The 13,492-nt window shown below is 66.8% G+C and carries 14 protein-coding genes; 8 read left to right on the top strand and 6 right to left on the bottom strand.

From position 1 onward, the window contains the following. Window positions 1–3: 3 nt before the first annotated feature. Complete coding sequence (locus tag N4S67_RS09220) at window positions 4–513, bottom strand: cupin domain-containing protein (RefSeq protein ID WP_260992643.1); 510 nt, start codon at window positions 511–513, stop codon at window positions 4–6. A 52-nt stretch (window positions 514–565) separates the two neighbouring features. Between N4S67_RS09220 and N4S67_RS09215 the strand changes: the two genes are divergently transcribed. Continuing rightward, entirely contained in the window at window positions 566–2,413 is a 1,848-nt protein-coding gene (locus tag N4S67_RS09215; RefSeq protein WP_260992642.1) for a hypothetical protein, read from the top strand. A gap of 3 nt (window positions 2,414–2,416) precedes the next feature. Here the strand turns inward: N4S67_RS09215 and N4S67_RS09210 are convergent, their stop codons facing one another. Together N4S67_RS09210 and N4S67_RS09205 are read right to left on the bottom strand one after the other, a co-directional pair. Continuing rightward, window positions 2,417–3,325 carry an SDR family NAD(P)-dependent oxidoreductase gene (locus N4S67_RS09210; protein WP_260992641.1) on the bottom strand — a complete coding sequence of 303 codons (909 nt, stop codon included), beginning with the start codon at window positions 3,323–3,325 and terminating at the stop codon, window positions 2,417–2,419. A 29-nt stretch (window positions 3,326–3,354) separates the two neighbouring features. Next, window positions 3,355–4,263 carry an SDR family NAD(P)-dependent oxidoreductase gene (locus N4S67_RS09205; protein WP_260992640.1) on the bottom strand — a complete coding sequence of 303 codons (909 nt, stop codon included), beginning with the start codon at window positions 4,261–4,263 and terminating at the stop codon, window positions 3,355–3,357. Between the two features lie 97 nt (window positions 4,264–4,360). Here N4S67_RS09205 and N4S67_RS09200 point away from each other — a divergent pair, with 97 nt between their 5' ends. Together N4S67_RS09200 and groL are read left to right on the top strand one after the other, a co-directional pair. Then, on the top strand, window positions 4,361–4,921 hold the full coding sequence (locus N4S67_RS09200; protein WP_260992639.1) for a TetR/AcrR family transcriptional regulator: 561 nt from the start codon (window positions 4,361–4,363) through the stop codon (window positions 4,919–4,921). 192 nt (window positions 4,922–5,113) lie between these two features. Beyond that, on the top strand, window positions 5,114–6,739 hold the full coding sequence (gene groL / locus N4S67_RS09195) for a chaperonin GroEL (protein ID WP_260992638.1): 1,626 nt from the start codon (window positions 5,114–5,116) through the stop codon (window positions 6,737–6,739). 132 nt (window positions 6,740–6,871) lie between these two features. Here the strand turns inward: groL and N4S67_RS09190 are convergent, their stop codons facing one another. Beyond that, window positions 6,872–7,246 (bottom strand): pyridoxamine 5'-phosphate oxidase family protein, encoded by a 375-nt coding sequence (locus N4S67_RS09190; RefSeq protein WP_260992637.1) that lies wholly within the window; start codon window positions 7,244–7,246, stop codon window positions 6,872–6,874. Window positions 7,247–7,288: 42 nt separating this feature from the next. On the opposite strand from N4S67_RS09190, the gene N4S67_RS09185 reads away from it, so the two are divergent. After that, window positions 7,289–8,113 (top strand): SDR family NAD(P)-dependent oxidoreductase, encoded by an 825-nt coding sequence (locus N4S67_RS09185; RefSeq protein ID WP_260992636.1) that lies wholly within the window; start codon window positions 7,289–7,291, stop codon window positions 8,111–8,113. Here the strand turns inward: N4S67_RS09185 and N4S67_RS09180 are convergent. Both N4S67_RS09180 and N4S67_RS09175 read right to left on the bottom strand, forming a co-directional pair. Then, window positions 8,105–8,656: a carboxymuconolactone decarboxylase family protein gene (locus tag N4S67_RS09180; RefSeq protein WP_260992635.1), complete on the bottom strand. Its 552-nt coding sequence runs from the start codon at window positions 8,654–8,656 to the stop codon at window positions 8,105–8,107. The genes N4S67_RS09185 and N4S67_RS09180 overlap by 9 nt on opposite strands. Next, complete coding sequence (locus tag N4S67_RS09175) at window positions 8,653–10,401, bottom strand: N-acyl-D-amino-acid deacylase family protein (protein WP_260992634.1); 1,749 nt, start codon at window positions 10,399–10,401, stop codon at window positions 8,653–8,655. Before N4S67_RS09175 ends, N4S67_RS09180 begins: the two co-directional genes overlap by 4 nt. A gap of 22 nt (window positions 10,402–10,423) precedes the next feature. Here N4S67_RS09175 and N4S67_RS09170 point away from each other — a divergent pair, with 22 nt between their 5' ends. Genes N4S67_RS09170 through N4S67_RS09155 form a run of 4 tightly spaced genes read left to right on the top strand, consistent with a single transcriptional unit; the run spans window position 10,424 to window position 13,460 of the window. Then, complete coding sequence (locus tag N4S67_RS09170) at window positions 10,424–10,813, top strand: VOC family protein (protein WP_260992633.1); 390 nt, start codon at window positions 10,424–10,426, stop codon at window positions 10,811–10,813. Between the two features lie 24 nt (window positions 10,814–10,837). Further along, window positions 10,838–11,356, top strand: a complete 519-nt coding sequence (locus N4S67_RS09165; RefSeq protein ID WP_260992632.1) for a mycothiol transferase — start codon at window positions 10,838–10,840, stop codon at window positions 11,354–11,356. Next, the gene (locus N4S67_RS09160; protein ID WP_260992631.1) at window positions 11,340–11,936 is read left to right on the top strand and encodes a phosphoesterase PA-phosphatase; all 597 of its coding nucleotides are present in this window, start codon (window positions 11,340–11,342) and stop codon (window positions 11,934–11,936) included. The genes N4S67_RS09165 and N4S67_RS09160 overlap by 17 nt, the downstream gene beginning before the upstream one ends. Before the next feature lie 9 nt (window positions 11,937–11,945). Beyond that, window positions 11,946–13,460 (top strand): aldehyde dehydrogenase family protein, encoded by a 1,515-nt coding sequence (locus N4S67_RS09155; protein ID WP_260992630.1) that lies wholly within the window; start codon window positions 11,946–11,948, stop codon window positions 13,458–13,460. Window positions 13,461–13,492: the final 32 nt, after the last annotated feature.

The raw sequence follows: 13,492 nt of genomic DNA, 5'->3' as shown, positions 1-13,492 counted from the left end.
GTGTCACTCGACGAAGAAGTTGTCGTTCTTGACAAACCATTCTCGGCGCTGCGCGTCGGTCATGTCGCCGAGCTGGGCCAGGCCCTCGAAGTAGTGCTCACGCGGTGCGCCGGGAGCAAACAGCATGAGGATCTCGGTCGGCTCGTCGGCCTCGTTACGGAAGCCGTGGATGCCGCCGGGCGGGACATACAGGAAGTCGTTCGGACGCCCGTCGGTCCAGTCCTTGCCGTCGTACAGCCTGACCGTGCCCGACAATACGAAGAACGCCTCTGACATCGCGCGGTGGAAGTGCGGACCCGGCCCGCCGCCGTTCGGCGCAATCTGCACGCGGTACAGCCCGTAGTCGCCGTCGGTCGCTTTCTGGTTGGCCAGGTAGTGGTACTGCACCAGACCGAACGCGTCGTAGTCCGGCGGTTCATCACCGCGCCGAACCCAGGCGCTGACTTCCGGTTGGTCGTCGGTGTAGCGAGGTGGGGGATACGGCGGCACGTTTTTCGGATCCCACAGCGACATGCCCTTAGATTACGTGCGCGGGGGCATGTTCAGCGGCCGATAGGCTCGGCAGGTGGTAGACGATCATGGTGCCGACGTCGACTCCGACCGGCAGTCGTTCCCGCAATTCGCTCCTCTTCTCGGTGTTGTGTTCGGCCTGCTGCTGGCCGCGACCGGCACGCTGGTGTACGCCTGGTTGGCTCGGGAACCGGCGAATCCGCTTGTCGCTGATCGCAGTTCCGTCACCGCGATGCTGCAACGAACGACACTGGCCGTGGCGTTGAGCGGTTTGATGGTCGCCCTTTACCTGGTGGTGGGTCGCGTGCACCGGCGTGGCACCGGCCGCCGTGCGCGTGTCGTCACCTTCAGTTCGCCGGTACTGCTCGCGGTGAGCGTCGCCGGCCTTGTCCTCTTGGTCAAGGGTGGCACGGCCCGCGTGTTCGAGACCGCAGGCAGGGCGCAGATGGGCTTCGATGCCATCGCGGTGACGACGGTGGCACGCGCCGCCTGGTGGTTGGCCTGCCTGGCCGTCTTCGCGCTGTTTCTACTCAGCGCATCGGCGTACATTTTTCCGGAGAGCCAGACACCGGGAGACCCGAAGGGGCGACCCAACCATCCAGTAATCGCTTGTGCCACAGCGGCATTGGTTAGCGTCATCGTCATAACGGCGGTGGCCGTCGTCGCTAACAGGCCCTCATCCGACAACCCCACCGCAGAACGCGTCGACGCGCCACCCGTCCCCGCCGTCACCGGCGCGGTGGCATATGGGTTCGACGCCCCGATCGGAACGGAGCAACTCATGCCCGCCGGTGCCGGATTCGTGCGGCGCTTCAACGGGTCGACGCCGAAGACGAACTACCGACTCGAGGGATTCGACGGTGTCACCGGGCAGAGTCGGTGGTCCTTCCAGATGCCCGGACTGTCGATGTACTCGGCACGCTCGACGGGTACGGGTCCCGACAGCGTCGTGGTCGCCGACGGCTATGTGGCGATGGGGCGTGACGGTTCGTCAGTGTTGATCGGCATCGACGCGACGACCGGAGCACCCCTGTGGACCCGAACCGATGTCGGCACCTTCGGCGCCGAGGATGTCGTCACCGGCGCCTCATCGCGGGTGGTGTTGGCCGTTCAGTCGGTAGAGGACGCCGAAGGTCTGACGGTCAACCGCACGTGGACCGCGCTCGAACCTCGCACGGGACACACCATGTGGACCAGGACGTTCGACGGCAAGTGCGCCGGCTACGCTCGGCTCACCGACGATGCTGTGCTGCAACATAATTGCGGCACACCCGGCAACGTCATCGCTACCGTCATCGATACCGAGACCGGGACGGACCGTGGCACGATCACCGCCTCCGATCTGGGTGTCGACCCCCGCTCGCCGGCCGCCCGCGAAGGGATGCGGTTGAGTGGAGCCGAAGGCGGAATCGCTGTGGTCCAGGGATCCGCGACATCCGACAGCGCCGACATGGTGGTCGACATCGACACGCAGACGTTACGCAGGCGATTGCCTCAGGAATACTCGGCAGCGCTCATCGACGGCCAGTCGGTGGCGTTGTACCGGCGGACCGGGAATGTGAACACGCCGTCGTCGCTTGCCATATTCGACCTCGACTCCAACCGGATCATCGAAACTCCGTTGTTGTCAGCCAATCTCGGCTATATCGGCGGGGAGGCCCAGTGGCGGCCCATCGTCCGCGCCGGTTCGCTGTGGGCGACGTTCCTGCCGGATGTGCCCACAGCCCAACAGCTCGAGGAAACCCGACGCATCGCCCTGCCCCTGCGCACCATAGATTCGACCGGCGCGACGCGGACGTTGCCGGACCCTTGCCCGCCACCCGACTCGCACGCGCACTATCTGGCGGCAGTTCCCGGCACCCTGCTGACGTACTGCGGGTGGGCCGTCGTCGGAGTGCGGTGAGGGTCAGCCGATCGGGTACGTGACGCCGGTCAACTCCTCGGACACTGCCCACAGCCGCCGCTGCGCGTCGACATCGTGAGAGCGGTCGTTGGACACCACGACTTTCGGATGGCCGCGCAGTTCGCCGATGCCGCTGGGTCCGAAGAACTGGCCGCCGAGCACCCCCGGGTCGGTTGCGGCGCGCAGAGTCGGTAACGCGCCCATGGCCGCGCTCTGCTGGATCGGCATGAACGGCGCGAACAGCACCATGATCGGAAGCGGCGCGTTGCGACCGAGTTCGGACCTCGATGCGCCCGGATGTGCCGCGGCGGCAATAGTGTTCGTGCCTGCGAGCCTGCGCTGCAGTTCATAGGTGAACATCAGGTTGGCGAGCTTGGACTGCCCGTATGCGCCCATCCGACTGTAGCTTCGCTCCCATTGCAGGTCGTCGAAGCGGATCGGTGCGGGATATTTGTGCCCGTTACTGCTGACCGTCACGACCCGCGACCCTGATGCGGGCAGCAGCCGCTCGATCAACAGGCCGGTGAGCGCGAAGTGGCCCAAATGGTTGGTGCCGAACTGTAATTCGAAGCCGTCCTTGGTGGTGGACTTGGGGGTGACCATCACCCCGGCGTTGTTGATCAGCAGATCGATTCGGTCGTGTGCGGCTCGAATCTGTTCGGCGGCCTCTCGAATGGACTGCAGCGATGTCAGGTCCAGTTCCTGCACGGTGACGTCTGCGCCAGCGGTCGCCGCGGTGATGCGTTCGGCGGCGGCCTTACCCTTCTCGACGTTCCGGACGGCGAGCACGACTCGCGCGCCTTTGACGGCCAGCGCGGCGGCGGTCTCATAGCCCAGGCCCGTATTGGCCCCCGTGATCACCGCGATGCGGCCGCTTTGATCCGGGATGTGGGCGGTGGTCCACTTCGACATGCGCGTATCTCCTGTTCTATTCGACGGGGTCAGATGACGGGAGAAGACACCGAGGTGAGTTCTTCGGAGACGGCCCACAGCCGGCGCTGCGCGTCGGCGTCGTGGGACGCGTCGGTGGACCCGACGATCTTCGGGTATCCCCGCTGCTCACCGAATCCGTCCGGGCCGAAGTATTGCCCGCCGAGCACGCCGGGGTCGGTTGCGGCGCGCAGGCTCGGTAGAGCACCCATGTCGGCGTCTTGGAACAGCGGCTCCAACAGGGATGACAGTGCGGCGACAGGTCGCGGCAGGTTCCGCGTCAGCTCGGTCTTCGAACCGCCGGGATGCGCGGCCGCGGCGATGGTCTGGGTGTTGTGCAAACGCCGTTGCAGTTCGTAGGTGAACATGAGGTTGGCGAGCTTCGACTGCCCGTACGCACGGACGCGGTTGTACTGCTGTTCCCACTGCAGATCGTGGAAGCGGATGCCGCGCACGAAGCGGTGCCCGGTGCTGCTGACGGTGACGATGCGTGAGCCAGGCGCGGCCAGCACACGGTCGAGTAGCAGGTTCGTCAGGGCGAAGTGGCCCAGATGGTTGGTGCCGAACTGCAATTCGAAACCGTCCTTGGTCGTCGACCTCGGCGTCATCATCACGCCCGCATTGTTGATGAGCAGATCGATCGAGTCGTATTCGGACCGAAGCTGTCCGGCGGCCGAGCGGACCGACGCCAGCGAGGTGAGGTCGAGTTCCTGCAGGGCCACACTGGCACCCGGACTCCGCCCGACGATGAGGTCGGCGGCGGCCTTCCCTTTCTCCAGGTTGCGGACCGCAAGGACGACGTGGGCGCCTCGTGCGGCCAGGGCGGCCGCCGTCTCGTAACCCAAACCGGTGTTCGCGCCGGTGATCACGGCAGTGCGGCCGGTCTGGTCAGGGATGTTGGCAGTGGTCCACTTGGACATCGGGTCTCCTCGGTAGAGTACTAAGCGGAGCGTTCGCCCCGGTTGACTACGACTATACGGAACGCGCGCCCCGTTTATCTATTCCCGAGGTGTGCACATGTCCCCCAACGACCGGCCACTGCGCGCGGACGCCGCGCGCAACCGCGCCCGCCTGCTGCAGGTTGCCTACGACGCCTTCGCTGCCGAAGGTCTCGCGGTGCCGATCGACGAGATCGCGCGCCGCGCCGGTGTGGGGGCGGGCACCGTCTACCGGCACTTCCCGACGAAGGACGACCTGTTCTCTGCCGTGGTCGACCACCGGCTTCGTCGCATCGTCGACGAGGGCCGGGCGCTGGCGGAGAAGGAGCCACCCGAAACGGCGCTCGTCGTATTCCTGCGCTCTCTGGTCTTGCAGTTCGGAGCGACCGATCGCGGACTCAAGGACGCCCTGTCCGGTGCGGGCGTCGACGTCGAGACGGTGTCGCGCGAGACCGAGGACGCGTTCAAAGGGGTCCTGCGCGGACTCTTGGAAGCGGGGCAGAACGTGGGGGCCGTGCGCCGCGATGTGGACGCCGACGATGTGAAGGCACTTCTGGTCGGTTGCCTGGAAATGCAGGCGGCCAATCCGCCGGCGGCCGAGCGCCTCACCGACGTGGTTCTCGACGGCCTGAAGGCGTAGCCGAGCCGCCTGACCACCTTGCACTCTCCCTGGTCGAGTGCTAAGAATGCACTTGGCACTCGCGACCGGCGAGTGCTAGGTCGGAACGGTGAGGCAAGGGGCCGCAAGCGCGGAGCACACCCACAGCCGTCCGTCGCGGGCACTGTGCCGGCCAACAAGACGTGCATCCCCAATCCGGAGGAACACTTCGCAATGGCCAAGACAATTGCGTATGACGAAGAGGCCCGGCGCGGCCTCGAGCGGGGCCTCAACAGCCTCGCCGACGCGGTAAAGGTGACGTTGGGCCCCAAGGGCCGCAACGTCGTCCTGGAGAAGAAGTGGGGCGCTCCCACGATCACCAACGATGGTGTGTCCATCGCCAAGGAGATCGAGCTGGAGGACCCCTACGAGAAGATCGGCGCTGAGCTGGTCAAGGAAGTCGCCAAGAAGACCGACGACGTCGCGGGCGACGGCACCACCACCGCCACCGTGCTCGCCCAGGCGCTCGTGCGCGAGGGTCTGCGCAACGTGGCCGCCGGCGCCAACCCGCTCGGCCTCAAGCGCGGCATCGAGAAGGCCGTCGAGAAGATCACCGAGACGCTGCTGAAGTCGGCCAAAGAGGTCGAGACCAAGGAGCAGATCGCTGCCACCGCCGCCATCTCGGCCGGTGACACCCAGATCGGTGAGCTCATCGCCGAGGCCATGGACAAGGTCGGCAACGAGGGTGTCATCACTGTCGAGGAGAGCAACACCTTCGGCCTGCAGCTGGAGCTGACCGAGGGCATGCGCTTCGACAAGGGCTACATCTCGGGCTACTTCGTGACCGACGCCGAGCGTCAGGAAGCGGTCCTCGAGGATCCGTACATCCTGCTGGTCTCGTCGAAGGTGTCGACGGTCAAGGATCTGCTGCCGCTGCTGGAGAAGGTCATCCAGTCCGGCAAGCCGCTGCTCATCATCGCCGAGGACGTCGAGGGCGAGGCGCTGTCGACCCTGGTCGTGAACAAGATCCGCGGCACCTTCAAGTCCGTCGCCGTCAAGGCCCCGGGCTTCGGCGACCGTCGTAAGGCGATGCTGCAGGACATGGCGATCCTCACCGGTGGCCAGGTCATCAGCGAAGAGGTCGGCCTGTCGCTCGAGACCGCCGACGTGTCGCTGCTGGGCAAGGCCCGCAAGGTCGTCGTGACCAAGGACGAGACCACCCTCGTCGAGGGCGCAGGCGATTCCGACGCCATCGCCGGTCGCGTGGCCCAGATCCGCGCGGAGATCGAGAACTCCGACTCCGACTACGACCGCGAGAAGCTGCAGGAGCGCCTGGCCAAGCTGGCCGGCGGAGTTGCGGTGATCAAGGCCGGGGCTGCCACCGAGGTGGAGCTCAAGGAGCGCAAGCACCGCATCGAGGACGCGGTGCGCAACGCGAAGGCCGCCGTCGAGGAGGGCATCGTCGCCGGTGGCGGCGTGGCTCTGCTGCAGGCAGCCCCCGCGCTGGACGACCTCGGTCTGTCGGGCGACGAGGCCACCGGCGCGAACATCGTCCGCGTGGCGCTGTCGGCTCCGCTGAAGCAGATCGCCTTCAACGGCGGGCTCGAGCCCGGCGTTGTCGCCGAGAAGGTCACCAACTCGCCCGCCGGCACCGGCCTCAACGCCGCGACCGGCGAGTACGAGGACCTGCTCAAGGCGGGCGTCGCCGACCCGGTCAAGGTGACGCGTTCGGCGCTGCAGAACGCGGCGTCCATCGCGGCGCTGTTCCTGACCACCGAGGCTGTCGTCGCCGACAAGCCGGAGAAGGCGTCCGCTCCGGCGGGCGACCCGACCGGTGGCATGGGCGGCATGGACTTCTAGGTCCTCTCGACGAGAAGGCCCGGTTCCTCACAAGGGAGCCGGGCTTTTTCGTGCCTGCGATCTCGAGTGTCGGCTCGAGACACGTTTTCGGCCCGAAGCCGTAGCACAACCCACCACTGGGCGAAGCGGCGACTACTTCTCGATGGGCACGCAGTCGTGCAGGCAGTCGGGACTCGTCGACGGCGACTCCGACGTCGCTTTGCGGTGCAGCACAGCACGATTCGGTATGACGGTGAGCGCTTTCTCGCTCGGCTGGGCGGTACCGTCGACGATCAACGTGTAGCCGCCAGGATCGCGCGGCGGCCAGATGAGGGTGACGTCGGCGTGGGCGGTCACGTTGTCGCGCGTGTGTCGTCCGATGTCGCCGACGTCGAGCGCACCGTCGACGTAGGTCGGTTCGACCGCGACGGTGTGCGCGCGGTAGTCGTCTCCGACGGTGATCAGGTAGCCGATCGGGAAATCGGTCAGCACGTCGGCCAGCCGGTCGAGATCCACCTTGACGCTCATGCCGCGAGAATAATCGGCTCATCCGAAGCGTTAGGTTGAAGCATGCCTCTGCCGCCGCCCTCGCCGACAACCACCGCCGTCGTCACAGGCGCCTCGGCGGGCATCGGCGCCGACATCGCCCGTGAACTGGCCGCCCGCGGCTACGGCCTGACGCTGGTCGCCCGCCGTGAGGACAAGCTCCGCGACCTCGCAACCGAACTCAACGATCGCGTGCGCGTGGAGATCATCGCGTGCGACGTCGCCGACGCCGACGCTCGCGCGGGCCTGTTCGAGGAGATCGAACGCCGGGGGCTCACCGTCGACATCCTGGTGAACAACGCGGGCATCGGGACGCTCGGATGGATTCCCAATGCCCATGTCGCCGACGAGATCGCGCAGGTACGGGTCAACGTCGAGGCTGTCATCGACCTGACCACGCGGGCGGTGCAGGAGATGGTGCCGCGCGGTCGCGGCGCGATCCTCAATGTCGGCTCGACGGCTGGTTACCACCCGTTCCCAGGCCAATCCGGCTATGCGGGCACCAAGGCGTTCGTCAGGGCCTACACCGAGGGCGTGCGCGCCGAACTCGCAGGCTCCGGCGTGACAGTCGCAATGCTCGCGCCAGGGCCGGTGCGCACCGAGTTCCTGCAGTCCGCGGGCATGGACGAGAAGAAGTTCGCCAAGGCTTTCCCCAAGTTCATGTGGATGCCGTCGCGTGAGGTCGCCCGAGTGGGGCTTGATGCGCTCGAGAATGACAAAGGCACCGTGATCGCGGGCTGGCCCAACAAGGTGAGCACGTTTGTGCTGCAACGGATTCCGCGCTTCGTGCTTGTCAAGACGCTGGCGCAGCAGCATCCCGCGCTGCGTCGCGACCGCGCCTCAATCTGACGGCCAGGCCCGCATCCAGCCCTCGACCGGCAGCGCCATGCCGTTGCATAAGGTGCAGATCGTCCGATACCAGCCGACCGCGATCAACAACTCCATCCGCTGCTCGTCATCGAGCTTGTCGCCCAGCGCATTCCACATCTGGTCAGACCACGACCCGACACGTTCGAGTTCGTCGACCGCGCCGATGAGCGTCCGCTCCCAGTGGCTCCACCCCGGATCAGCACCGGTGACCAGCGCGTCGCACTCGCGCTCGGTCAGACCCACGATCGGACCCCAGAACGCGGCCTGGCCGCCCCACTCGTACTGGCATCGCAGTAACGCGCAGGTACGCAGGATCGCGATGGTGCGCACCCGCGGCGGCAGCCGCGCGTCGACGTAGAGCGACTCGCCCATCCTGCGCAGCCGATCGGCCAGTGCCGGATGGCGCTGCAGGCACCGCACCAGCAGTAGCGGTTCATAGGTGCGGTCGGGATGACCCCAGCTGTGGATCGCCGCAGCGTCGGCGTCGCTCCACGGTGGCGGCAGCGGTGCGACCCGGGTCATGCGGCGGGCGCGGGCCGACGTCCGCGGATCAACCGGCCCGGCCGCGCCGCGGTGGGCACGCCGTTCTCGGCGATGACCTCACCCGAGACCACTGTCGCAACGTAGCCGTCGGCGGTCTGATCCAGACGGCGCCCGCCTGCGGGCAGGTCGGACTTCAGAACCGGCCGGTGCAGTCGCAGCGCAGCGGCGTCGATCACGTTGAGGTCGCCCTTGTATCCCACCGCAATCCGACCGCGGTCATGCAGGCCGGCTATTCGGGCCGGCACCGAGGTCAGCTCGCGTATCACCTGTGCCATCTCGAGCCGACCCGACTTGCGGTCGCGGACCCAGTGAGTGAGCAAATACGTGGGAAAGCTTGCATCGCAGATCATCCCGTAGTGGGCGCCGCCGTCACCGAGGCCGAGGACGACGTCGTCGCGCTGGATCAGCTCCGCCACCGTGTCCAACGAGTTGTCGCGGAAATTGGCCAACGTGACCAGCAGCATGGCCTGCCCGTCGTCGTCGAGCAGGCGGTCGTACGCCTCCTCCAACGGGCTCACGCCACGGTCCCGCGCTCTGGCGCCGATCGAATCCCGGGGCGACGGTTCGTAGTTCGGCGGATCACCGAGTGGGAACATGTAGTCCCACGCTTGTGCGGCGAACATCAGGGGATGGCCGTCGCTACCGGGCTTATCGGTCAGAATGCGTTCGCGCACTTCGGGCTTGCGCATCTGCGCGACACGCTCTGCCAGCGGCAGCCCGGCGATCTCCTGATACGACGGGTACATCACGAACGGGTTGCCCGACAGATCCAGGCCGAGAACAAGACCTATCGGACGGGGGAAGATCTGCCCGGTGACGTCGCCGCCGTTCGCATTGGCCTTCTCCACCATCGCCAGCGCGTCCAGATGGATTGGCGGACCCGCATTGCCGATCGCCAACGTAAACGTCACCGGCAGTCCCACCTTGCCGGCCACGTCGAACACTGCGCCCAGAGAGCCCTCGTAGTCACCTGCCATCAGATCAGGGACGAACTGGAGCAGCCCGCCGCCCGCGTCGTCGAGGCCCCGCGCAATGGCCTCGATTTCGGCGTACTCCGCGTCATAGCTCGGAATCGGTTGTCCGCCCGCGGTTTTGTGTAGCGTCAGCCGCGACGACGCGAAGCCCAGGGCGCCGGCCCGCACCGCTTCGGCGGCGAGTTTGCGCATCAGGGCGAGATCCTCGACCGTGGCGGGTTCGCGGTCGACCCCCCGCTGCCCCATCACGTACACGCGTAGCGGGGAGTGCGGTAGGAAGGCGGCCACATCGATGTCCCTGTGTCGTGCCTCCAGTGCGTCGAGGAATTCGGGGAATGTCTCCCACGTCCAGGGCAATCCGTCGACCATGACGACGCCGGGGATGTCCTCGACGCCGGCCATCACGTCGACCAGCACGTCGTGGTCCTCTGCGCGGCACGGAGCGAAGCCCACACCGCAGTTGCCCATCACCGCCGTGGTGACACCGTGCGCCGACGACGGCGTCATCCGGTCCGACCAGATGGCCTGTCCGTCGTAGTGGGTGTGCAGATCGACGAAGCCCGGCGTGACGAGTAGTCCCGATGCGTCGATCTCGCGGTCGCCGGAGCCGTCGACGGTGCCGCCCTCGGGGTCGTCTGCGCGGTTCACCGCGGCGATCACGCCGTCGGAGACAGCCACGTCGCCGACGAATGGTTCACCGCCCAGGCCGTCGACGATGGTGCCGCCGCGGATGACGAGCTCATATGTCATACCTCGAATCTACGATGAGCGCGTGATCGATCACTTCGGAATCAACTGCGCCGACTGGGAGAAGGCGAAAGCCTTCTATGACACCGTCCTCGGCGTACTGGGCTACACCAGGCAGCTGGACTACCACGTCGCCATCGGCTACGGCAGGGACGGCCACCCCGATTTCTGGATCGCCGACATGAGCGCCGGTGAGGCCGCCGGACCCAACCGCGAAACGCACTTCGCGTTCCGGGCCGCCGACACTGACGCCGTGCGCGCGTTCTACGACGCGGCGCTGCAGGCGGGCGCCGAGTCGCTGCACGCGCCGCGGCTGTGGCCGGAGTACCACCCCGGCTACTTCGGCGCCTTTGTGCGCGACCCGGACGGCAACAACGTCGAAGCGGTTTTCCACGGCGCGCAGCCGGAGGGCTGAGACCAGAACGGTAGCGTTTGGGCCATGGCTGACACTGAGGCGGCGACGGTCCGCGAACTGCTGCGTGACGCGTTCACCAGGCAGATCGAGCATGTCGAGGACCTGACCGACGGGTTGACCGACGAGGTGGCCTTCTTCCGTCCGACGGCCACCGCCAACAGCATCGCGTGGCTGATCTGGCACAGCGCCCGTCAGCAGGACCTGCAGCTGAGTGCCCTCGCCGGCACGGAACAGGTGTGGTTTCGCGACGAGTGGGTCGACCGGTTCGGTCTCGACCTGCCCCGCGACGCGATGGGTTACGGCGACGGACCGGAGGAGGTCGCCAAGGTGCGTGTGCCGGCTGATCTGCTCGCCGGGTATTACCACTCTGTGCACAAAGCCACGCTCGAATACATCGCCTCGGTCACACCCGAAGAGCTCGGCCGCATCGTCGACGAACAGTGGGATCCGCCAGTCACCGCAGGCGCGCGGCTGGTCAGCATCGTCGACGACGCGGCTCAGCATCTGGGCCAGGCGGCGTATGTGCGTGGGATCTGCCGCTGAAGTGACGCTGGACAAAGCGCTTCGGCTGTGGCCGATCGGAGTGCTCGGGATGCTGATCCTGGGATTCGCTCTGCCCCACGGCTCCACCCGGCTCGACGACTGGTTCCACGGGTTGGAAGAGATTCCGCTGCGGTGGCTGACGGTGTTCGTCAGTCCGTGGCTCAACGGGCTCGTACTCGCCGTGGTCGTCGGCGTCGCGCTGTACCGGCGATGGTGGCGCACTGTCGTTGTAGCGCTTGTGTTTCCGCTCGCGGCCTACGGCCTGGTGCAGTTGCTCAAGCCGGTGATCGGCCGCGAGAAAGGGTCGGGACTGGCTTATCCGAGCGGACATGTGACGGTGACGGTCGTGATCTGGGGCCTGGCAATCGTGCTGGCCGGCGGCGCGTTGTGGGCGGTATGGGTAGGCGTCGGTGTCAGCGTGCTGGGCGCCATCGGGGTCGGCGCTACTTTCCACTACCTCACCGACACGTTCGGTGGGCTGCTGCTGGGCACCGCACTCGTCGGCGTGGCCGCATTGATCGCCAAACCGGACTTGACACGTGTCAACCCCGGTGCGATCTACGTCACACGCGGTGGCTAACATAAGGCTATGACCGCGACGCAAGACTCGCTGCCCGACACCAGCACCATCCGCAACCCGGCGACCGGCGCCGTCGCCGGAAGCGTGCGGTGGACCGATCCCGCCGACATCCCCCGCATCGCGGCGGGTCTGCGCAAGGCGCAGAAGGAGTGGGAGGCCCGCGGCGCCCAGGGCCGCGCCCGGGTCCTGGCCCGCTACGCGGTGTGGCTCGGTGATCACCGCGCCGAGATCGAATCGCTGCTGATCAAGGAGACCGGCAAGTCGGCCACCGACGCCGCCCAGGAGGTGCCGCTTCTGATCATGATCGCGGCCTACTACATCAAGACGATGGAGAAGGCGCTCGCGCCGGAACGCAGGCCCGCGGCGCTGCCGTTCCTGGCGATCAAACGAGTGGAGGTGCACTACCGCCCGCGTCCACTCGTCGGCATTATCGCGCCGTGGAACTATCCGGTCGCCAATGCCCTGATGGACGCGATCGCTGCGCTGGCGGCGGGTTGCGCCGTGCTGCTCAAGCCCTCCGAGCGCACTCCGCTGACGGCCGAACTGCTGCTGCGTGGCTGGCAGGACTGCGGCGCCCCCGAGGTGCTCGCGCTGACCCAGGGCGCCCGCGAGGTGTCCGAAGCCGTCATCGACAACTCAGACTTCGTCCAGTTCACCGGATCGTGTGCGACTGGAGCCAAGGTGATGGAGCGGGCAGCGCGCACGCTCACTCCGGTCAGCCTCGAACTCGGCGGCAAGGATCCGATGCTCGTGCTCGACGACGCCGATGTCGACCTGGCCGCGCACGCCGCGGTGTGGGGTGCGTTCTTCAACGCGGGCCAAACGTGCGTATCCGTCGAGCGCGTGTACGTGCTGGAGTCGGTGTACGACCGATTCGTCGACGCAGTCGTGCGTGACGTCAAGAACTTGAAGATCGGCGCGGGCGACGGCAACGACTTCGGCGCGATGATCGACGAGACCCAGCTCGCGGTCACCGAGCGTCATGTCGCCGACGCGAAGGAAAAGGGCGCGCGGGTCCTGACCGGCGGTGAGCGCACCGCAGGCGCCGGCACCTTCTACCCGCCGACGGTGCTCGTCGACGTCGACCATTCGATGCTGTGCATGACCGAAGAGACATTCGGGCCGACTCTGCCGATCATGAAGGTGTCGACCGTCGGTGAAGCCGTCCGGCTGGCGAACGACAGCCCGTACGGCCTCAGCGCCGCGGTGTTCTCCAAGAACATCCAGCGGGCGAAAGACGTTGCGGTGGAGCTGGACTGTGGCGCGGTCAACGTCAACGACGTCATCTCGAACCTGATGTGCACGACGGCCCCGATGGGCGGATGGAAGACCTCCGGAATGGGCGCGCGCTTCGGCGGCGCGGAGGGGCTGCGCAAGTACTGCAGGCAGGAGGCGGTGGTGGCGCCACGCACCAACGTCGGCGCCGGCGGCAACTACTACAACAATTCGCAGCGCGCTCTCAAGCGGATGAACACGATGATGACGAAGCTCGCGCTGAGGGGACCGCGCCGCAAGGCCAAGTAGGCACCTGTCCGCACCCGCCGTTCTCGCTCCTC

It is taken from the genome of Mycobacterium deserti (assembly GCF_025345615.1).
GTDB classification, from domain to species: Bacteria; Actinomycetota; Actinomycetes; order Mycobacteriales; family Mycobacteriaceae; genus Mycobacterium; species Mycobacterium deserti.
Note: the sequence above shows the minus strand (reverse complement) of the source record. Positions and strands in the feature narration are given on the sequence as shown.

Bases quoted from the DNA above. Each gene is read 5' to 3' on its own strand.
- N4S67_RS09180 (WP_260992635.1), bottom strand. From the start codon at position 8,656: ATGACCCGGGTCGCACCGCTGCCGCCACCGTGGAGCGACGCCGACGCT.
- N4S67_RS09155 (WP_260992630.1), top strand. From the start codon at position 11,946: ATGACCGCGACGCAAGACTCGCTGCCCGACACCAGCACCATCCGCAAC.
- N4S67_RS09220 (WP_260992643.1), bottom strand. From the start codon at position 513: ATGTCGCTGTGGGATCCGAAAAACGTGCCGCCGTATCCCCCACCTCGC.
- N4S67_RS09205 (WP_260992640.1), bottom strand. From the start codon at position 4,263: ATGTCCAAGTGGACCACTGCCAACATCCCTGACCAGACCGGCCGCACT.
- N4S67_RS09210 (WP_260992641.1), bottom strand. From the start codon at position 3,325: ATGTCGAAGTGGACCACCGCCCACATCCCGGATCAAAGCGGCCGCATC.
- N4S67_RS09200 (WP_260992639.1), top strand. From the start codon at position 4,361: ATGTCCCCCAACGACCGGCCACTGCGCGCGGACGCCGCGCGCAACCGC.
- N4S67_RS09165 (WP_260992632.1), top strand. From the start codon at position 10,838: ATGGCTGACACTGAGGCGGCGACGGTCCGCGAACTGCTGCGTGACGCG.
- N4S67_RS09185 (WP_260992636.1), top strand. From the start codon at position 7,289: ATGCCTCTGCCGCCGCCCTCGCCGACAACCACCGCCGTCGTCACAGGC.
- N4S67_RS09190 (WP_260992637.1), bottom strand. From the start codon at position 7,246: ATGAGCGTCAAGGTGGATCTCGACCGGCTGGCCGACGTGCTGACCGAT.
- N4S67_RS09175 (WP_260992634.1), bottom strand. From the start codon at position 10,401: ATGACATATGAGCTCGTCATCCGCGGCGGCACCATCGTCGACGGCCTG.
- groL (WP_260992638.1), top strand. From the start codon at position 5,114: ATGGCCAAGACAATTGCGTATGACGAAGAGGCCCGGCGCGGCCTCGAG.